The 18,779-nt window shown below is 66.0% G+C and carries 17 protein-coding genes and 1 tRNA gene; 13 read left to right on the top strand and 5 right to left on the bottom strand.

The window, feature by feature from the left end; all coding sequences use genetic code 11:
• The first annotated feature begins 34 nt into the window (after window positions 1-34).
• Window positions 35-991 carry a PDR/VanB family oxidoreductase gene (locus AC1DQR_RS28920; RefSeq protein ID WP_416049125.1) on the top strand — a complete coding sequence of 319 codons (957 nt, stop codon included), beginning with the start codon at window positions 35-37 and terminating at the stop codon, window positions 989-991.
• A 288-nt stretch (window positions 992-1,279) separates the two neighbouring features.
• Window positions 1,280-2,575, top strand: coding sequence for an MFS transporter (locus AC1DQR_RS28915; protein WP_416050356.1), 1,296 nt, complete (start codon window positions 1,280-1,282; stop codon window positions 2,573-2,575).
• A gap of 69 nt (window positions 2,576-2,644) precedes the next feature.
• Here AC1DQR_RS28915 and AC1DQR_RS28910 read toward each other — a convergent pair whose 3' ends face one another.
• Complete coding sequence (locus AC1DQR_RS28910; protein ID WP_416049124.1) at window positions 2,645-3,208, bottom strand: MarR family winged helix-turn-helix transcriptional regulator; 564 nt, start codon at window positions 3,206-3,208, stop codon at window positions 2,645-2,647.
• 321 nt (window positions 3,209-3,529) lie between these two features.
• Here AC1DQR_RS28910 and AC1DQR_RS28905 point away from each other — a divergent pair, with 321 nt between their 5' ends.
• From AC1DQR_RS28905 to AC1DQR_RS28870, 8 genes are all read left to right on the top strand, one after another.
• The gene (locus AC1DQR_RS28905; protein ID WP_416049123.1) at window positions 3,530-4,510 is read left to right on the top strand and encodes a Bug family tripartite tricarboxylate transporter substrate binding protein; all 981 of its coding nucleotides are present in this window, start codon (window positions 3,530-3,532) and stop codon (window positions 4,508-4,510) included.
• A gap of 72 nt (window positions 4,511-4,582) precedes the next feature.
• On the top strand, window positions 4,583-6,877 hold the full coding sequence (locus AC1DQR_RS28900; RefSeq protein ID WP_416049122.1) for a xanthine dehydrogenase family protein molybdopterin-binding subunit: 2,295 nt from the start codon (window positions 4,583-4,585) through the stop codon (window positions 6,875-6,877).
• A complete protein-coding gene (locus tag AC1DQR_RS28895) occupies window positions 6,870-7,736 on the top strand; it encodes an FAD binding domain-containing protein (RefSeq protein WP_416049121.1) in 867 nt (288 codons plus the stop codon). The genes AC1DQR_RS28900 and AC1DQR_RS28895 overlap by 8 nt, the downstream gene beginning before the upstream one ends.
• Window positions 7,737-7,745: 9 nt before the next feature.
• Complete coding sequence (locus AC1DQR_RS28890; protein WP_416049120.1) at window positions 7,746-8,222, top strand: (2Fe-2S)-binding protein; 477 nt, start codon at window positions 7,746-7,748, stop codon at window positions 8,220-8,222.
• Window positions 8,212-8,997 carry an SRPBCC family protein gene (locus tag AC1DQR_RS28885; protein ID WP_416049119.1) on the top strand — a complete coding sequence of 262 codons (786 nt, stop codon included), beginning with the start codon at window positions 8,212-8,214 and terminating at the stop codon, window positions 8,995-8,997. The genes AC1DQR_RS28890 and AC1DQR_RS28885 overlap by 11 nt, the downstream gene beginning before the upstream one ends.
• 184 nt (window positions 8,998-9,181) lie before the next feature.
• Window positions 9,182-10,003, top strand: coding sequence for an IclR family transcriptional regulator (locus AC1DQR_RS28880; RefSeq protein WP_416049118.1), 822 nt, complete (start codon window positions 9,182-9,184; stop codon window positions 10,001-10,003).
• A 221-nt stretch (window positions 10,004-10,224) separates the two neighbouring features.
• Window positions 10,225-10,488: a hypothetical protein gene (locus tag AC1DQR_RS28875; protein WP_416049117.1), complete on the top strand. Its 264-nt coding sequence runs from the start codon at window positions 10,225-10,227 to the stop codon at window positions 10,486-10,488.
• 304 nt (window positions 10,489-10,792) lie between these two features.
• A complete protein-coding gene (locus tag AC1DQR_RS28870) occupies window positions 10,793-11,386 on the top strand; it encodes a ParB-like protein (RefSeq protein WP_416049116.1) in 594 nt (197 codons plus the stop codon).
• A 211-nt stretch (window positions 11,387-11,597) separates the two neighbouring features.
• Here the strand turns inward: AC1DQR_RS28870 and AC1DQR_RS28865 are convergent.
• From AC1DQR_RS28865 to AC1DQR_RS28850, 4 genes are all read right to left on the bottom strand, one after another.
• Window positions 11,598-11,672: transfer RNA gene (locus AC1DQR_RS28865), tRNA-Val, on the bottom strand.
• Window positions 11,673-11,804: 132 nt separating this feature from the next.
• On the bottom strand, window positions 11,805-12,527 hold the full coding sequence (dnaQ, locus tag AC1DQR_RS28860; RefSeq protein ID WP_174423359.1) for a DNA polymerase III subunit epsilon: 723 nt from the start codon (window positions 12,525-12,527) through the stop codon (window positions 11,805-11,807).
• Between the two features lie 73 nt (window positions 12,528-12,600).
• A complete protein-coding gene (gene rnhA / locus AC1DQR_RS28855) occupies window positions 12,601-13,038 on the bottom strand; it encodes a ribonuclease HI (RefSeq protein WP_150983353.1) in 438 nt (145 codons plus the stop codon).
• 98 nt (window positions 13,039-13,136) lie between these two features.
• Window positions 13,137-13,928 carry a methyltransferase domain-containing protein gene (locus AC1DQR_RS28850; RefSeq protein WP_174423358.1) on the bottom strand — a complete coding sequence of 264 codons (792 nt, stop codon included), beginning with the start codon at window positions 13,926-13,928 and terminating at the stop codon, window positions 13,137-13,139.
• Between the two features lie 10 nt (window positions 13,929-13,938).
• Between AC1DQR_RS28850 and gloB the strand changes: the two genes are divergently transcribed.
• The 3 genes from gloB (at window position 13,939) to AC1DQR_RS28835 (ending at window position 18,773) form a co-directional block, all read left to right on the top strand.
• Entirely contained in the window at window positions 13,939-14,742 is an 804-nt protein-coding gene (gene gloB / locus AC1DQR_RS28845; protein WP_416049115.1) for a hydroxyacylglutathione hydrolase, read from the top strand.
• 202 nt (window positions 14,743-14,944) lie between these two features.
• On the top strand, window positions 14,945-16,630 hold the full coding sequence (locus tag AC1DQR_RS28840; RefSeq protein WP_416049114.1) for a transglycosylase SLT domain-containing protein: 1,686 nt from the start codon (window positions 14,945-14,947) through the stop codon (window positions 16,628-16,630).
• Between the two features lie 94 nt (window positions 16,631-16,724).
• Window positions 16,725-18,773: a propionate--CoA ligase gene (locus tag AC1DQR_RS28835; protein WP_477134225.1), complete on the top strand. Its 2,049-nt coding sequence runs from the start codon at window positions 16,725-16,727 to the stop codon at window positions 18,771-18,773.
• The last annotated feature ends 6 nt before the right edge of the window (window positions 18,774-18,779 follow it).

Raw genomic sequence — 18,779 nt, 5'->3', positions numbered from 1 at the left:
CACGAAGCAACACGAAGCAACGGAAGGAAGTGCCATGAGTACCAGCCAATCCCTGAGCCTGCGCGTGCAGGCCATGCGTTTCGAAGCGCGCGGCATCGTCAGCGTGGAACTGCGCGATCCGCACGGGCATGTGTTGCCCGAGTACGCGCCGGGCGCGCATATCGACCTGCATCTGGGCAATGGCCTGGTGCGCAGCTACTCGCTGTGCGGTGCGCCGGAAGTGCGTGACCGCTACGTGGTGGGCGTGCTGCTCGACCGCGGCAGCCGTGGTGGCTCGCGCTATGTGCATGAGCAACTGCGGGTGGGCAGCACGCTCACCGTGGCTGCGCCGCGCAACCACTTTGCGCTGGACGAGGGTGCGGCACACACGGTGCTGGTGGCCGGTGGCATCGGCGTGACCCCCATCGTGTGCATGGCGCGTCGGCTGCATGAGCTCGGGCGTTCCTTCACGTTGCTTTACTGCGCACGCTCGCGTGCGGAAGCCGCCTTCGCGGACGAGCTGGCCGCCTACGGCGACGCGGTGCGCATGCACTTCGACGACGAGGCGGGCAGCCCGCCGGACCTGTCCACGCTGCTGGCCGGGCAAGCTGCCAGCACGCACTTCTATTGCTGCGGCCCGGGCCCGATGCTGAATGCCTTCGAAGCCGCCTGCGCCGGCCATGGCTATCCCGAAGTCCATATCGAACGCTTCGCCGCCGACCCGTCGGTGGCGGCGGTGCAGGACGGCGAGTACACCGTGGCGCTGGCAAGCACGGGCAGCGAGCTGAAAGTGCCCGCAGGCAAGTCCCTGCTGGATGCCTTGCTCGAAGCGGGCATTGCGGTGGAGCACAGCTGCAAGGAAGGCGTATGCGGCTCGTGCGAGACGCGCGTGCTCGAAGGCATTCCCGAACACCGTGACGGCGTGCTCAGCAAGAGCGAGCGCGAGTCGAACCAGACCATGATGGTTTGCGTGTCAGGCTGCAAAGGCAAGCGCCTGGTCCTGGACCTCTAAGCGCGCCACCGCGCGCCGCGTTCATCGCGGCGCCAACGGGGGTGGCCATTGCCGGGCAAGTCCGGCAATGCGCCAGCGCGGGGCGGCTGCCTGCCTCGGATACTTTAGAAGAGAAACACCGTGTTGATCCAGAGACAAGAGGCCCCGCTCGCCAACGCGAGCGCCGAGGGTGTGGCGACCCCATCCAGCACCAGCACGGCAGGCGGTGGCGCGCGCGCCATTGACGGCGCCGTGGCAACCACCCGGGGCGAGATCATCGCCCGCATCGAGCGCCTGCCCAGCAATGGCATGCATGTCAGGGCGCGGCTGCTGATCGGCCTGGCCACGTTCTTCGATGGCTTCGACGTCATCGCCATCGCCGCCACGCTGCCGCTGCTGATCTCCATGTGGTCGCTCACGCCGGGGCAGATCGGCTTTCTGATCGCGGCGCCGTCGGTCGGGCAACTGATCGGCGCGCTGCTGTTTCCCGCGCTGGCCGAGCGCTTTGGCCGCCTCAACTCGATTGGCTGGAGCGCGGGCATCATCGGGCTGATGAGCATCGCCTGCGGCTTCGCGCCCTCGTTCGAAATCTTTGCCTTGCTGCGCATCGTGCAGGGCCTGGGCCTGGGCGGTGAGCTGCCGGTGGCCGCCACTTATATCAACGAAGTGACGCGTGCCCACGGGCGCGGGCGCTTCGTGCTGCTGTACGAGGTGGTGTTCCCGATCGGCCTGCTGATCTCCAATGCGGTCGGCGCGTGGCTGGTGCCGCGGTTCGGCTGGACCGTGATGTACTTCATCGGCGGCGCTCCGGTCATCCTGTTCTTCATCCTGCGCCGGGCCATTCCCGAGTCGCCGCGCTGGCTGGCGGAGAAGGGGCGCCTGGCCGAGGCCGACCGCGCGCTCGCGCAGTTCGAGTCGCGGGCCAAGGGGCCGCTGGCGCCGCTGGGCGATGTGTCCGCCTACGATGCGATGACCGGCAAGCACCCGCGCCGGCGTGTCCGGGATCTGCTGAGCAAGGCCTATATTGGCCGCACGCTGGCGGTGTGGATGTTGTGGGCGACCTGCGGCTTTATCCAGTACGGGCTGTCGACCTGGTTGCCGACGATCTACAAGACGGTGTATCACGCGCCGCTGCAGCTGGCGCTGAACCTGGCCGCGGGCGCATCGGTGCTTGGGGTGATCGGCTCGCTGGTGTGCGCGATGATCGTCGACAAGGTGGGCCGCAAGCCGGTGATCAACGTCTCGTTCATCCTGTGCGCGATATCGCTGGCGCTGGCCGGCGTGTTCCACGCGGAGTCGGTGTACGTCGTGGCCGGGCTCTGCGCGCTCTCGCTCGGTTTCCTGGCCAGTGGCTTTATCACGGCCTACGTGTACACGCCAGAGCTGTATCCCACCAGCATCCGCGCCATGGGCTGCGGCTTTGGGGGCGCGTGGCTGAAGCTGGCGGCGATCTTCGCGCCGACGCTGGTGGCCAGCACGATCGGCTCGGGCAATCTCAGCACCGCTTTCTACGCGCTGGCGACGGTGCCGTTCGTGGCGGCGCTGACCATCCACTTCCTTGGCATCGAGACCAAGGGCAAGGTGCTCGAGCAACTCGAGGCCTGATCCGCGAAGCACGACATGAAGCCCGTGGCAGCGCCAGCTGCCACGGGCTTTGTTCGTTCTCGTGCGCGCTTACTCGCCCTCGCCCCCGCCGCGCCCGGGCGTCACGCACAGGCCGTGCAGCTTCCTCAGCGCGTGGTACATCGCTCGGCGCTCCTCCGGCTCCAGCAGCCGGATCACCTCCGCCTGGCCCTTTCTGGCCAGCGGCATCACTTGCTCATGCAACGCCAGGCCTTCCGGCGTGATGCTGCAGATCAGCTTCTTGCGCGGGGTGTTGCCCTCGGCATCCAGCTTCACCAGCCCGCGGCCTTCGAGCAGCCGCAGCGTGCGGCTCACCAGCGCCTTGTCCGATGTGGATTGCAGCACCAGTTCTGCAAAGGGCAGCTGCCGTGCGTGCGCCAGCAGGGCCAGCAGGCGCCACTCGGGCACCGTGAGCGCGAACTGCTCGGCGTAGGGCAGCGTCACGGTGCGCCGCAGCGCGTTGACCAACTGGCTGAGCATCGTCGTCAGGAAGTCGTCGACATCGAGTCCGCTGCCTTGCTCGTCCAGTTGCGCCCAGGGGCAGTCGGTTTTCGGGGGCATTGCCTTGTCGCCGGTGTCGGTTGTCGTTCCGGCCGCGCGCTTCATCGGATCCATGTCTTTCAGGAGATGCCGCTGGACGGCGGCTGATCAGGGGAGGGCGGAGCCGATTGTCTCATAGGGACTCCGATGTGCTGCCTCCTTCTCGTCATGATTCTCTCCTTTTTGATTTTATAAAAAACATGTATGTCAATTGGGGATTAACGTAAGTTGAGTAGTCAACGTTAGCATTTTAGTATGAATGGTACGTTCCTCTCCTGAACTAATGTTTCGCTAATAAAACGCACATCGAATGCGTTCCCGTCCCTTAGCCGTGCCTAACCCCGCACCCACCATGCCATTCCCCGCTGAAGTGGAGCGCCCCCACAGGAGCCGTAGATGAACCTTGCCCGCCGACTCGTCCTTGCCACAGCGCTCGCCGCGATTGCCCTGGGAGGCGGCAGTGCCTTTGCGCTCGGTTATCCCGCCAAACCGGTCACGATCGTGGTCGCCTATCCGCCGGGCGGCGACACGGACTCCATGGCGCGCATGTACGCGGAGAAGCTGTCGATGCGCCTCAAGCAGCCGGTGATCGTGGAGAACAAGCCGGGCGCCGGCGGTGTGGTCGGCAACGCCATGGTTGGACGCGCGCCGGCCGACGGCTACACGCTGCTGTTCACACCCAACCCATTCACGACGGCGCCGATGGTGCTCAAGCTCCCCGCCAGCGCTAGCTACGACGCGCTGCATGGCTTCACCCCGGTCATCCAGACTGGCACGCAGACCGTGCTGCTGGTGGCGTATCCGGGCGCCGGCATCAAGACCGTGCAGGAAATGGTGGCCGCGGCGAAGGCAGGCAAGCCGCTGACATATGCCACCCCCGGCGCGGGTTCGCCCATGCATATCGCCGGCGAGTGGCTGAACCGCGCCGCTGGCGTGAAGATCCAGCATGTGCCGTACCGGGGCGTTGCGCCCGCCGTCAATGATGTCGTCGCGGGCCACGTCAACTTCGCCTACGTGACGCTGGGGCCGGTGGCCCAGTACATCAACACGGGCAAGCTGCTTGCGCTGGCCGTGACCGATCCGAAGCGCTCTGCGCTGCTGCCCAATGTGCCGACGCTGTCCGAGCTTGGCTACAAGGACGTCATCGTAGGCGCATGGCACGGCGTCATGGCGCCCAAGGGCACGCCGGCGGAGGTGGTGAAGCTGCTCAATGAGCAGCTCAACGAGATCGTCAAGATGCCGGACATCGCCGAGAAGATGGCCACCTTTGGCGCGGTGCCGGTGGGCGGCGCGCCCGCCGTGCTGGAAAAGATCAATGCTGCCGACTACGAGCGGCTGGGCAAGGTCATCAAGGATTTCGGCATTACCGCCGAGTGACGCGACGCCGGCGGCAACGCTCGCCGGCGTCTTCATGGTTTTCAGTGGTTTTCTGACTAGCAGGAGGTCGGCATGAGCACGTCGACAGTGGGAAGCGCCACGCCGCAAGTGACGGCGCGGGAGAAGGTGATGGGCAGGGCTGTGTATGCCGGCGACATCAAGCAGGCCGGCATGCTGCACGCCAAGGTGCTGCGCAGCCCGTATCCGCATGCCCGCATCGTTCGCATCGACACCGCGGCGGCGCGCGCGCTGCGGGGCGTCAAGCTGGTCCTGACCGGCGAGGACACGCCGTCGCGGCTGTGGGGCACGCATCGCAAGGAGCAGCGCATTCTTGCCGCTGGCGTGGTCCGCCACGTGGGTGAGGAGGTTGCCGCGGTGGTCGCGGTGGATGAGGAAACCGCGCGCGATGCACTGGACCTGATCCGCGTGGAGTACGAAGAACTGCCCGCCATCTTCAGCCCCGATGCAGCGCTTGCCGATGGCGCGGCGGAGCTGCACCCGGGCACGCGCAATATCGCCCATGAGATGCATATCGAGCGCGGCGACGTCGAAGCCGGCTTCGCCCGCGCCGCGGTGGTCTACGAGGCCACGTACGACATGCATTCGCAGTATCCCGGCTACCTGGAGCCGATGGCCACCGTGGCCGCCCAGGATGGCAATGGCCGGCTCACGGTCTGGGCCTCGACGCAGTCCGTGTTCCTGGCGCGCGCGCGGCTGGCCGAAGCGCTGGACCGGCCGGTGTCCACCATCCGCGTGATCCAGGCGGTCACCGGCGGCGGCTTTGGCGCCAAGATCGTGGAGGAGAGCAACAGCCTGATCGCCGCCTTGCTGGCAACGCGGCTCGACCGCCCGGTGCGCCTCGTCAACAACCGGCTCGAGGATTTTCTCGGCGCGCGCTCCAGCGTGCCGGCGCGGGTCTGGCTGAAGATGGGCCTGGACGCGCAAGGGATGATCGTCGCCAAGGACGTCAATATCGTGGCCGAGTGCGGCGCCTATGCAGGCCTGGCTGGCGACGTGATGCACGTGAGCGCCATGCGCAGCGACAACATGCATCGCTTGGCGAACGTGCGCTCCAACGCCGTGCTCGCCTATACCAACAATCCGCCGCGCGGCGCGTTCCGCGGCTTTGGCGGCCAGCAGATGCAGTTCCCGCTGAACAGCCACCTCACCATGCTGGCCGAAATGCTCGGCATGGACCCCATCGAAATCCACAAGCGCAATGCCATCCGCTCCGGGGACACCAGCGTGCATGGCTGGAAGATCGGCAGCAGCGGCCTGGTGGAATGCCTCGAGCAGGCGCGCGAAGCGATCCAGTGGGATGCGCGCCGCGCCGATGCCTCGCGGCGAACCGGCACGCGCCGGCGCGGGCTCGGCATCGCGGCCGCCATGCACGTCAGCGGCAACCGCACGCTGGGCAACTGGGACGGCTCCACCATCGTGCTCAAGGTCAACGAGGACGGGCGCGTCATGCTGCTCACCGGCGAGTGCGACATGGGGCAGGGCGCCAACACCATGCTCAGCCAGATCTGTGCCCAGGAGCTGGGCATTGCGCTATCGCATGTCACCGTGAGCGCGCCGGATACCGATGTGGCGCCGTTCTGCCTCGGCTCGCTGGCATCGCGCGTCACCATCATTTCCGGCAACGCAGTGATGCGGGCCGCGCGCGAGGCGAAGCAGAAACTGCTGGCCGTGGCCGCTGAGAAGCTCGGCGTGCCACAGGATGAACTGGACCTGCTCGACGGCGTGATCCGCGCCCGCAATGACGACACCAAGCGCGCCACGCTTGCCGAGATTGCACGGCTGCATATCTTCCGCCATGGCGGCGAAGGCCTGATGGTGCGCGCCACCTACGATGCGCCCACCGTGATGCACGACGCCAGCTACTACGGCAACATCGCGCCGGCCTACTCATTCGCGGCGCAGGCTGTCGAAGTGGAAGTGGACACGGTGACCGGGCAGGTCACGTTGATCGACAGCTTCGTGTCGGACGACTGCGGCAAGGCCATCAACCCGCTGGCCGTGCACGGCCAGACGCATGGCGCCACCGTGCAGGCGATCGGCTGGACGCTGTACGAGCATATGCAGGTCGAGGATGGCCGCATCCTGAACGGCAACTTCGCCGACTACACCATGCCGACCGCTGACGCGGTGCCCGCGCTGCGCACGGAGGTGGTCGAGTCCGTTGAGCCCAACGGGCCCTATGGCGCCAAGGGCGCCAGCGAAACCGCGATCCTGCCGGGCGCGGCGGCCATTGCCAATGCGGTCTATGACGCCATTGGCGTGCGCATTGCTTCGCTGCCCATCACGCCGGAGAAGGTGCTGGCCGCACTGTGCGAGCGCAAGGAAAAGGAGGCGCGCCATGCGTAATTTCGAATTTCTGGAGCCCGGCTCGGTGCAGGAAGCCAGCCGCATGCTGGCCGACCTGGGCGACGCGTGTAGGGTAATCGCAGGCGGCACCGCGCTGATGCTCGGCATGCGCCAGCGCATGCTCACGCCCACCCACCTGGTATCGCTCGGCCAACTCGATGCACTGCGCAAGATCGAGTTCGATCCGCGCACCGGCTTGCGCATCGGCGCGCTGGCCTTGCATGCGCAGGTGGCGCGCTCAAAGCTGGTGCAGGCGCATTACCCCATGCTGGCCAGCATGGCAGGGCGCGTGGCCAATCCGCAGGTGCGCAACCAGGGCACGCTCGGCGGCAACCTTTGCTATGCCGATCCCGCCACCGATCCGCCGGGTTGCCTGATGGCGCTGGGGGCGCAGGTTGTGCTCGCCGGCAGGAGCGGCGAGCGCGTGCTGGAGATGGAGGCGTTCCTGGTCGACTACTACACCACGGCGCTCGAGCCCGATGAGATCGTGACCGAGATCCGCATTCCCGCGCCGGCGCCGGATGCGCTCGGCCACTACGCCCGTTTCCTGCGCACGGCTGCCGAGCACCGGCCGCTGGCCAGCGTCGCGCTGCTGGCTCGCCGGACTGGCGCCACGTGTATCGAGGCTCGCCTTGCGGTCGGCGCATCCACGCCGATTCCGGCGCGGCTGCGGCGCGCCGAGGCGTTCCTGGCCGGCAAGGCCGTCACGCCCGAAGTGGCCGCCGAGGCGGCGGACATCGTCGCCGCGGACATCGACCCCGTTTCTGATCTGCGCGGCAACGCGGACTATCGCCGCGAGATGGTACGGACCGTGGCGCGGCGAAGCATCGCTACGCTATTCGGGCTGGCGGCGGACTAAGGATTCCCCATGCAAAAGATCCATATCGAACTCATCGTCAACGGCGAAGACCACAGCGTGGAAGTGCCCGCGCGGCGCCTGTTGTCGGACCTGCTGCGCGACGACCTCAACCTGACCGGCACCAAGCGCGGCTGCGAGACCGGTATCTGCGGCGCTTGCTCCGTGCTGGTGGACGGCGAAGTCATGAAGTCCTGCCTGATGCTTGCCGTGCAGGCACGCGGGCGCGACGTGACCACCGTCGAAGGCCTCAGCGCCGGCGGCGAACTGCATCCGCTGCAGCAAAGTTTCATGGCGTGCGGCGGCCTGCAGTGCGGCTACTGCACCCCTGGCTTCCTGATGACCTCCTGCGCCATGCTGGCGCATAACCCCAACCCGACAGAAGAGGAAGTCCGCTCCGGCCTGAACGGCAACCTGTGCCGCTGCACCGGTTACGTCGGCATCGTCGAATCCATTCTGTCCGCCGCGGAGAAAATGCGTGGAAATTGAAAAAACCCTGATCGTCGGCGCAGCGCCGGCGCAAGTTTGGGCGCTGCTGCTCGATCCCAATGTGATGGGCGGCTGCGTGCCGGGCATGCAGTCGATCGAGGTGGTCAGCGATGTGGAGTACATCTCGCACATCCAGGTCAAGATCGCCTTTGTCAGCGCGCGCTTCAAGATCAAGACCACCATCGTGGAGATGCGCGCGCCCAGCTACCTGCGTAGCGAAGGCACGGGCGAGGACGCCTCCGTGGCCAGCTCGCTCAAGCAGTCCAGCGAGATCTTCCTGACCGGGCAGCCCGACGGCAAGACCGAACTGCGCATGAAGATCAACGTGGACGTGCTGGGCCGCCTTGGCACGTTCGGCCTGGGCGTGATGAAGACGAAGGCGGACCGGATGTGGGAGGAGTTCGGCACGAATTTGTCGGCGCGGTTGGCGGCGCCTGCCGAGGCGCCGCCGGCTGTGGCGTCCGCAGCGCCCGCAGCATCGGCTGCGGCGCAAACGGCAGCGAAGGAGCAGGCCCCTTCGCCCGCCTCGCCCGCCTCCGCCATCGAGGGGATTCCCGCTCGCCCGGCCGTCATCCCGGCTCACACCGTACAAGCCAGCCCCAATCGCAGCACAGGCTGGTGGTCGCGCTTGTTCTCGCCCGCGCCCGCCGTGGACAGGGGCCCGCTCACGGATATCTGCATCGAAGTGCGCCAGCCCAATGCGACCATTACCGTGCGCTGGCCGGCACAGCACGCGGGCGAGTGCGGCGCCTGGCTGCGGGACTATCTGAAGTGAGCGTGCGCGGCTTTGGTGATGGAAGTGCTGGAGGATAGATGCAGGGCGTGTTATATCGGACAGTCGCGGGTGGCGCATCGGGATGCAAGGTGCGTCATCCGCACCGGCCGGGCCGCAGGGCAGGGCCGAAGCCAAAGCCGTTACCATATGGCACGCCAAAGTACTCATTCGCAGAGATATCACCATGACAGATGCCCTCGAGCCTACCGATCTCCAGGACAAGTACATCGTGCCGGGGCTGGAGCGCGGCCTGCGCCTGCTGGGCGAGTTCAGCCGCAACGAGCGGACACTGTCCGCCGCCGAACTGGCGCGCCGGCTGCAGGTCCCGCGCTCCACGGTGTTCCGCCTGCTGACCACGCTGGAGATGATGGGCTTTGTCGAGCGTACCGATGGCGGCCGTGAATTCCGGCTCGGCATGGCGGTACTGCGTCTTGGCTTCGACTACCTCGCCTCGCTGGAGCTGACCGAGCTCGGCCGGCCGCTGCTGGACCGCCTGCGCGACGAGATCAACTACCCATGCAACCTGGTGGTGCGTGACGGCCGCTCCATCGTCTACGTGGCCAAGTCCGTGGCGCCTACGCCGTTCGCCAGCTCGGTCAACGTCGGCACCCGGCTGCCGGCGCATGCCACCGTGCTTGGCCGCGTGCTGCTTGAAGACCTGACGCTGGCGGAACTGCGTGAACTCTATCCCGAGCCGCAGCTGGAAGTTTTCTCGGAGAGCACGCCCAAGACCGTCGAAGCACTGTTCGACATGGTCCAGCGCGACCGCCAGCGCGGGTACGTGCTGCAGGAAGGCTTCTTCGAAACCAGCATCTCGACCATCGCCGCGCCGGTGCGGGACCGCAGCGGCAAGGTGGCGGCGGCGCTTGGCGCCACCATCCCGGCTTCGCGGATCGATCCGGAGCGGCTCGATGGCATGGTGGAACAGGTGAGGAGTGCGGCGGGGGAGCTATCCCGGTTGCTGGACTATCGGCCGTCGGAAGGTGGGGCAGTCGTTAATTTGTAGGGCGCTGGCCAGGCCGGTGCCACCGGCTTGTCGCCTGGGGGTAACGGGCAAGCACCGCGCCTTCCCCGCGCCATGCAAATCCGGCATTGAACCCGGCGGGGCCTGGAATGTGCGCTGGAAATTCGTGTCTAACTACACGAACGCGTCAGGAATTGGCGATGGGCACATGTATCAGAATCCTCACAATTGGTGCGGCCATGGCGCTAGCCGGGTGCGCGGCAGTGCCTGCATATGACGCCTACGGCTATGGCTATCCGGCCGAAGGCACTTATCCTTATGGCGCGTACTATCCCGCTTACCCCTATGGCCCCTACTATGACTACGGCTGGTGGCCCGGGTTTTATGGGGGTGGTGCCGTGTTCTTCCATGGTGGTGGTCACGGCGGGGATGGTCACCATGGTCATGGCGGCCACGGCGAGGGCCATGGCGGTGGTCATGGTGGTGGTCACAACGGTGGCGGCCATGGCGGCGGCCATGGTCGATGAGCGTTCGAGCAGGCCCAATCGGAGCCCATCATGCCGGTTTTCTCCCTCCTTGTCGTTGCCCTGCTGATCGTCGGGGTGTACGCGTTCGCGATCCGGGCCATCTTTCATCGCGAACCCAAGGTGCGGGGAAGACCCGCCCGGCGTTGCCGACGGCACTATCGGCGCACCTGACGGCGAGCGAAATCCGCATCTGCCTTGACTGCCCTCCCGGGCACCCATCCCTTATTCGTTCTGATCGTTGGCGATATGCCTGCTAATCTTGCCTTGTGCAAAACCTGTGCGGAAGAATGAAGAGGAGGGCAACATGGCAGCGGTCCGCGAATCCTTGATTCACGAACTCCACCCGACGCAGCTGACGGTGGGCATGATCGAAGTGCAGGACAAAAAGAAACACCTGGCCTCGCTGAAGCCTGCGGAGCAGCGCGAGTTCCTGCAGGCCCATCCGATCCCGGCGGTAAACGGGCCGGGCGGCAAGCTTTACATCACCGACCACCATCATCTCGGGCGGGCAGCCTTGGAGGCCGGCGTCACCAATGGCTTTTTCACCGTGGAGGCCGATCTGTCGGCTTGCGCGCAGGATGATTTCTGGGTGGAGATGGACAAGAGCCTATGGGTTCATCCCCTGGATGAACACGGCGTGCGGCACTGCTACGCTGCGGTTCCCCATCACCTGGAGAAACTGGTCGACGATCCATATCGGTCGCTGGCCGGGTATGTGCGGGACGCTGGTGGCTACACCAAGACGCCTACCGCCTTTGCGGAATTCGTGTGGGCGGACTTCTTTCGCCGCGCCATCGCCGTCGAGGACCTTAGCGCCGACTTCCACGCTGCGGTCCGGCGAGGCATCACGCTGGCAAAAGGCAAGCTGGCTGTCGGCCTGCCAGGATACGCCGCGTAATCAGCACCAGGGTAAGCAGCAGGGGCTCGGCAAATGATTGGCTGAGCTGACTCTCGCGGCCTGGGCTGCCGGGCGTCGCTCAGTGCCAAGGCGGGGATGAGTACCGATGAGTACCGATTACGTACGTTGGCCGATGCCAGGCAACAAAAAACCCAGAGAGCTTTCGCTGTCTGGGTTTTTCGGCAACGTAGGCAGTTGCTAGCCACTAATTTGGTGGGTGGTACAGGGATTGAACCTGTGACCCCTGCCGTGTGAAGGCAGTGCTCTACCGCTGAGCTAACCACCCCTGCTGCTGCGCTGTTACTGCTGTGCTGCAGAGAAACAAGATTATGTCAGTGCCGTTGTATCTTGTAAAGCCCTTCCTGGAAATTTCTGCAAAAAATCCGTTGGCTACTTTCGGCCGGCAATCTTGCCCCGTCTATGCCGCTTCGGTCGCCGGCGGCGCTTCCTTCCATACGACCTTGCCGCCGCTCGCCTTTTCCAGCTGCTTGAGCACCGCCAGGTGGGCGGTGGCTTCATCTTCGCTGGCCATCAGCACGGGCAGGTCGAGGCGGGAGAGGTCGGTGGCGGCCACTGCGTCGCTCTCGGCGCCGCCGCCGTCGAGCATGTCGATCACCAGCGAGTTCTGGCCGCGCGTCATGGCGAGGTAGACCTCGGCCAGCAGCTCGGCATCGAGCAATGCGCCGTGCAAGGTACGGTGGGCATTGCTGACGCCCAGGCGGTCGCACAGGGCGTCCAGCGAGTTGCGCTTGCCGGGGAACATCTGGCGGGCTTCGCGCAGGGTGTCGATCACATTGCCAGCGTGCTCGCGAAACGGCGGCAGCCCGACAAGCTTGAACTCCATGTCGAGGAAGCCAAGGTCGAAGGGCGCGTTGTGGATGATCAGCTCGGCGTCCTGGACGAAGTCCCGGATCTCGTTGACCACTTCCGCAAACTTGGGCTTGTCGGCCAGGAAGTCCACGGTGATGCCGTGCACCGCGATCGCGCCTTCGTCGATATCGCGTTCCGGGTTGACGTAGAAGTGCAGATGCCTGCCCGTGAGGCGGCGGTTGAGCAGCTCCACGCAGCCGATTTCAATCAGGCGGTCGCCGGTGGCGGCGCTCAGGCCGGTGGTTTCTGTGTCGAGAACGATCTGTCGCATGGCGGGCATTCTAACCGGTGGGTCGGGGGGGGCGGGCCGGTGTGGGGCGCTATGAGGCGGTACGGGGCCGGCTTTATCCCTTGAGCGAGTCGACGCCACGGTTGGCAAGGGCATCGGCGCGTTCGTTGCCGGGGTGGCCGTTGTGGCCGCGGACCCAGTGCCAGGTGATGTCGTGCTGCTGCGCGAGCTTGTCCATTTCCTGCCAGAGGTCGGCATTCTTTACCGGCTTCTTGTCGGCCGTCTTCCAGCCGCGGGCCTTCCAGCCCGGCAGCCATTCGCCGATGCCCTTCTGCACGTATTGGGAGTCGGTGTAGACCTTGATCCGGCAGCGGCGCTTGAGCGCGCGCAGGGCCTCGATCACGGCCGTCATTTCCATGCGGTTGTTGGTGGTGAGGGCTTCGCCGCCGAACAGCTCTTTCTCGTTGGTGCCGGACACCAGCACGGCGCCCCAGCCGCCGCGCCCGGGGTTGCCTTTGCAGGCGCCGTCCGAATAGATGATGACGTCTTCGATTTCGCTGGGTTCCATTGGGTATTGGATAAGCTAAAGGTGGCACCGCGATGAGGTGGGGCCAACCGGGGTGATTGGGGGCGGCAGCGCCTGGATGGCGCTTAATGCTCGTCGCCGGGGGACTTGCCGTGGGTGCCCGTGGGGGTCGCCACCGGCGCGGCGACTGGCGACAGGGCAGCCTTGGGGCTCTTCCAGGCGGGACCGACCAGGCGGATATTGCGCACGCGCTTGACCGCCGAGATCATATAGACTGAACCGAAGATCGGCCACCAGCGGTCGCCGGCCTTCTCCATGAAGGCGGCGCGCTGCAGCCAGCGCTCCGTGTGGTATGGCGGGCAATAGCAGCCGAACCGGCCGCGGATAATATCGAAACCCAGGAGTTTGAGCCAGTCCTTGATGCGCACGAAGCCGATGGACTGGCTGTCGTTGGGCAGGAATGGGTCGGCGCCGAGTCGCTTGAGGCCTTGGCGGGCGCCCCACAGGCTCATGGGGTTGAAGCAGGTCACCACCACCCGGCCTTCCGGCATCAGCACGCGGGACACTTCGCGCAGCACCTCGTGCGGGTCTTCCGAAAACTCCAGGATGTGGGGCAGGGTGATCAAATCGATACTCTGCGTCTCGAATGGTAGTTCGTCGAAGCGGCACAGCAACTGGCGCGAATCGGCCTGTGCCCGTGGGCCGTGGGGTCCGTTGCCGGGGGCAAGCGCCAGTGCGGAGAACGGCATGCGGTTCTCGCGCAGGGTGTCGATGTGCGGCAGGCCGAGCTGCACCGCGTGGTAGCCGAAGATATCCACCACGGTCCGGTCGTACTGCGCCTGCTCCCACTGGAGCATGTATTGCCCGGGTGGCGAGGCAAGCCAGTCTTCCCAATTTATAATCGGACGCTTGGACATAGGAGCACGCATGTTGAAGGTGGAGCCGATTCCCGCATTCCAGGATAACTATATCTGGGCAATCCACGACGGTCACTGCGCCGCCGTGGTCGACCCGGGCGAAGCCGCGCCGGTCGAAGCCTTCCTGGCACGCGAGGGGCTGACGCTGGGCGCTATTGTAATCACCCATCACCACGGCGATCACCAGGGCGGGGTGGCCGGGTTGCTGGCGGCGCATCCCACCGCGCCGGATGGCGCCCCGTTGCCGGTCATTGGCCCGGCCGGCGAGCGCATCGGCGCTCGTACCGTGGCGGTGCGCGAGGGCGATACCGTAGACGTGGCGCATCCGTCGCTGCAACTCAAGGTGCTCGACGTGCCGGGCCATACTGCTGGTCATGTCGCGTACGTGGCGGACCTGCCGGGCGCGGGGCCGTCGGTCTTCTGCGGCGATACGCTGTTTGCCAGCGGCTGCGGCCGCCTGTTCGAGGGCTCGCCGGCGCAGATGTTGTCGTCGCTGGACAAGCTGGCGGCGCTGCCCTGCGCCACCCGGGTGTACTGCGCCCACGAGTACACCCGCAGCAATGTGCGGTTCGCCCGCGCGGTGGAGCCGCATAATGCCGAGCTGGCGGCCTGGGAGGCACGGGTGGATGCGTTGCGCGCGGTCGGTACACCGACCGTGCCGACCACCATCGGGCAGGAGCGCGAGGTCAATCCCTTCCTGCGCTCGCGCGTGCCCGCGGTGCGCGAGGCGGTGGCGGCCCACGCTGGCGGGGTGGCCGGCAATGACGCGGCGGCCTTTGGCGCGCTGCGCGGCTGGAAAGATAATTTCCGCTGATTTGCGCTGATCCCCGCTTGCCGTTACGTCCTTCCGTGTGCCCGCAAGCCTTGGGCGCGCTTGGCCGGGACGGCATTTTTCACGTACCCGATACGTCCCTGTCGGCCTCGGCCCGGTGCCGCGGCAGGGAGAATTTCATTGACGCGAAAGCCGCTTTTTCTTAGCATCAGGCAAATTTTTAGCGTCACGATTTGAGAACTTAATGAAAATTGGTCGATTACTGGCGGTAGTTGCGTGTGCCGCGCTGCTTGCAGCGTGTGCCAGCACGCCCACTCCGCCCGAGGGCGCCGATGGCGCCACAGCGACCGCCTCCGCTTCCAGGCCCGCGATTTCCAAGCCTGATCCGCTCAATTCGATCAACAGCGCAGGTGTCATCAACGTGGACCGCGACAGCCTGGACTGGCTGCGCGGGCCGTCGAGCGACATCTGGGACCGCATCCGCCGCGGCTTCGGCATGCCGGACCTGGAAGGCACGCTGGTTGACGATCGCACGCAGTGGTACGCGCAGCGCCCGGAATACATGGAACGGATGGTGGGGCGCTCGAGCCGCTACCTCTATCATATTGTCGAGGAGCTGGAGCGCCGCAAAATGCCCACGGAGCTGGCGCTGCTGCCGTTCGTGGAGAGCGCGTTCAACCCGCAGGCCGAGTCCACCGCCAAGGCGGCCGGCATGTGGCAGTTCATTCCCAGCACCGGCAAGAGCTACAACCTGAAGCAGAACATGTTCCGCGACGAGCGGCGGGATGTGCTGGCCTCGACCGACGCGGCGCTGGACTACCTGCAGCGGCTGTATGACATGTTCGGCGACTGGCAACTGGCGCTGGCGGCGTATAACTGGGGCGAGGGCGCGGTGTCGCGCGCCATCGCGCGCAACCAGGCGCGCGGGCTGCCGACCGACTACGCCAGCTTGAACATGCCTAACGAGACGCGCTATTACGTGCCGAAGCTGCAGGCGGTCAAGAACATCATTGCCAATCCCCAGATGTATGGGGTGAAGCTGCCGGATATTCCGGATCATCCGTACTTTGTCACGGTGACCACCTCGCGCGACATCGACGTCAAGCTGGCGGCCAAGCTCGCCAACCTGCCGCTCGACGAGTTCAAGGCGCTCAATCCGTCCTTCAACCGGCCAGTGATCCTGGGCGCGGCAAATCCACAGATCCTGCTGCCCTTCGACAACGCCGAGCGCTTCCAGTACAACCTGAACACCTACCGTGGCGGCCTGTCGAGCTGGACGGCCGTGACGGTGGATAACCGCGAGCGCATCGAGGCACTGGCGGCACGGCTGAACATCGATGCGGACACGATTCGCGAGATCAACCGCATTCCCAAGGGCATGCGGCTGAAGGCCGGCTCCACCGTGGTAGTGCCGCGCTCCGAGGATCACAACCAGGACATCAGCGCCACGCTGGCTGAAAGCGCCACGATGGCCATGGAGCCGGATGTGCCGGACGCGCGCCGCGTGGTGGTGCGGGCCGGGCGGCGCGATACGGTGGCAACGCTTGCGCATCGCTATGGCGTGTCGGCTGGCCAGGTGCAGTCCTGGAACAAGCTCTCCGGCACCAAGCTGGTGGCGGGGCAGAGCCTGGTGCTGATGGTGCCGGCGCGCTCCCGCTTCGTCAGCGCGCCCGACCCGGCGCCCACCGCTTCCGCGCTGGTTCCCGTTCGGGCCGAGCCGGTGCGGGGATCGGCCAAGGGGCATGCCGCGCCGCGCCAGCGCGTGACGGTCGAGGCCGCGCCGCGCAAGGGCGCCGCGGCCACGGCAAGGTCATCGGCCAAGCCCGTGCCGACCGTTTCGGCAGCCAAGGCCAGCGCCAAGCCGGCCAGTGCCAAGGTGGCCAGCAAATCAGCGGCGGGGCCGGCGAAGACCAAGGCGCACGCGCGCTGAAGCGGTAGTGGGTTTGAGCCAGATCAAGGGCGTGCCAATGGCACGCCCTTTTGCCTGGTGCGGTGCATCGTGGGTAAGCCTTGCGTAAGGCGGCATGCGCAGACTGCGCAAACCAGTGGCCCGGATCGGCCACGGCATGCCAGGCGCCGTGCCGCCCCGGTGGTGGCAAACTAGCGGCAGCAAATCAATAAACCAACAAACAACCCTACAAACAAACCAACAACCCGCATCCAAGCGGAGGAGACAAGCCATGACGGCTACCCGTGCCTTGCATGCCCGTTCGCTGAGCGACCCTGAAGGCTTCTGGGCTGAACAGGCTCGCCGCATCGACTGGGAAACCCCGTTCGACACCGTGCTGGACGACAGCCGCCCGCCATTCACCCGGTGGTTCGTCGGTGGCCGCACCAATCTTTGCCATAACGCCGTCGATCGTCATCTGGCCGAGCGCGCGGACCAGGCCGCGCTGATCTACGTATCGACTGAAACCGGCCAGCACCGCACCTACAGCTATGCCGAATTGCACGACGAGGTCAACCGCATGGCCGCAATCCTGCAGCAGCTGGGTGTGGTAAAGGGCGACCGCGTGCTGATCTACATGCCGATGATTCCCGAGGCCGCGTTTGCCATGCTGGCCTGCGCGCGCATTGGCGCCATTCATTCCGTCGTGTTCGGCGGCTTTGCCTCGGTGAGCCTGGCCGCGCGCATCGACGATGCGCAGCCGCGCGTGATCGTCAGCGCGGATGCCGGCTCGCGCGCCGGCAAGGTGGTGCCCTACAAGCCGTTGCTGGACGAGGCGGTGAAACTGGCCACGCACAAGCCGGAGCGCGTGCTGCTGGTGGATCGCCAGCTTTCGCCGATGACGCTCACGCCTGGCCGCGATGAAAACTATGGCGCCTGGCGCGAGCGCGTTGGCGCGGCGCGCGTGCCGTGCGTATGGCTCGAATCGAGCGAGCCGTCCTACGTGCTTTACACGTCCGGCACCACCGGCAAGCCCAAGGGCGTGCAGCGCGATACGGGCGGCTACGCGGTCGCGCTGGCGGCCTCGATGGAGTACATCTTCTGCGGCAAGGCTGGCGACACCATGTTTTCCAGTTCCGATATCGGCTGGGTGGTGGGGCACAGCTATATCGTCTACGGGCCGCTGCTGGCGGGCATGGCCACGATCATGTACGAAGGCACGCCGATCCGCCCGGACGGCGGCATCCTGTGGCAGCTGGTGGAGCAGTACCGCGTGAACATCATGTTCAGCGCGCCCACCGCCATTCGCGTGCTGAAGAAGCAGGACCCGGCCTGGCTCACGCGCTACGACCTGTCCAGCCTGCGCCTGCTGTTCCTGGCGGGCGAGCCGTTGGATGAGCCCACCGCGAGCTGGATCCAGCAGGGCATCGGCAAGCCAGTGGTGGACAACTACTGGCAGACCGAGACGGGCTGGCCGATCATCGCGATCCAGCGCGGCCTTGACCCGCTGCCGGCCAAGCTCGGCTCGCCGGGCGTGCCGGTGTACGGCTACGACCTGAAGATCGTCGACGAGGCCACCGGGGCCGAATGCCCGCCGGGGCAAAAGGGCGTGGTCGCCATCGGCGGGCCGCTGCCGCCGGGCTGCATGACCACGGTATGGGGCGACGACGAACGCTTCGTCAAGACGTATTGGTCCGGCGTGCCGGGACGGCGCTGCTATTCCACGTTCGACTGGGGTGTGCAGGACGAGGATGGTTATATCTTTATCCTCGGCCGTACCGACGATGTGATCAACGTGGCCGGCCACCGTCTTGGCACGCGCGAGATCGAGGAGAGCATTTCGTCGCACCCGGCAGTGGCCGAGGTAGCGGTGGTGGGCGTGCACGATGCGCTCAAGGGCCAGGTGGCGATGGCCTTTGTGATCGTGCGCGATGCGGGCCGTACCGCCACCCAGGCAGACCGGGTGGTGCTGGAGGCCGATGTGATGAAGACGGTGGACCAGCAACTGGGGGCGGTGGCGCGCCCGGCACGCGTGTTCTTTGTCAATGCGCTGCCCAAGACGCGTTCCGGCAAGCTGCTGCGCCGCGCCATGCAAGCGGTGGCGGAAGGGCGCGACCCGGGCGACCTGACCACGATTGAGGATTCCACCGCACTCGCGCAGTTGCAGACAGCGATGCAAGGCTGAAGGCAG

The sequence above is a fragment of the Cupriavidus sp. 05L411 genome (assembly GCF_056398045.1).
This window is presented reverse-complemented; position numbering and strand designations above follow the sequence as displayed.

Bases quoted from the DNA above. Each gene is read 5' to 3' on its own strand.
- AC1DQR_RS28920 (WP_416049125.1), top strand. From the start codon at position 35: ATGAGTACCAGCCAATCCCTGAGCCTGCGCGTGCAGGCCATGCGTTTC.
- AC1DQR_RS28915 (WP_416050356.1), top strand. From the start codon at position 1,280: ATGCATGTCAGGGCGCGGCTGCTGATCGGCCTGGCCACGTTCTTCGAT.
- AC1DQR_RS28910 (WP_416049124.1), bottom strand. From the start codon at position 3,208: ATGGATCCGATGAAGCGCGCGGCCGGAACGACAACCGACACCGGCGAC.
- AC1DQR_RS28905 (WP_416049123.1), top strand. From the start codon at position 3,530: ATGAACCTTGCCCGCCGACTCGTCCTTGCCACAGCGCTCGCCGCGATT.
- AC1DQR_RS28900 (WP_416049122.1), top strand. From the start codon at position 4,583: ATGAGCACGTCGACAGTGGGAAGCGCCACGCCGCAAGTGACGGCGCGG.
- AC1DQR_RS28895 (WP_416049121.1), top strand. From the start codon at position 6,870: ATGCGTAATTTCGAATTTCTGGAGCCCGGCTCGGTGCAGGAAGCCAGC.
- AC1DQR_RS28890 (WP_416049120.1), top strand. From the start codon at position 7,746: ATGCAAAAGATCCATATCGAACTCATCGTCAACGGCGAAGACCACAGC.
- AC1DQR_RS28880 (WP_416049118.1), top strand. From the start codon at position 9,182: ATGACAGATGCCCTCGAGCCTACCGATCTCCAGGACAAGTACATCGTG.
- AC1DQR_RS28870 (WP_416049116.1), top strand. From the start codon at position 10,793: ATGGCAGCGGTCCGCGAATCCTTGATTCACGAACTCCACCCGACGCAG.
- dnaQ (WP_174423359.1), bottom strand. From the start codon at position 12,527: ATGCGACAGATCGTTCTCGACACAGAAACCACCGGCCTGAGCGCCGCC.
- AC1DQR_RS28850 (WP_174423358.1), bottom strand. From the start codon at position 13,928: ATGTCCAAGCGTCCGATTATAAATTGGGAAGACTGGCTTGCCTCGCCA.
- gloB (WP_416049115.1), top strand. From the start codon at position 13,939: ATGTTGAAGGTGGAGCCGATTCCCGCATTCCAGGATAACTATATCTGG.
- AC1DQR_RS28840 (WP_416049114.1), top strand. From the start codon at position 14,945: ATGAAAATTGGTCGATTACTGGCGGTAGTTGCGTGTGCCGCGCTGCTT.
- AC1DQR_RS28835 (WP_477134225.1), top strand. From the start codon at position 16,725: ATGCGCAGACTGCGCAAACCAGTGGCCCGGATCGGCCACGGCATGCCA.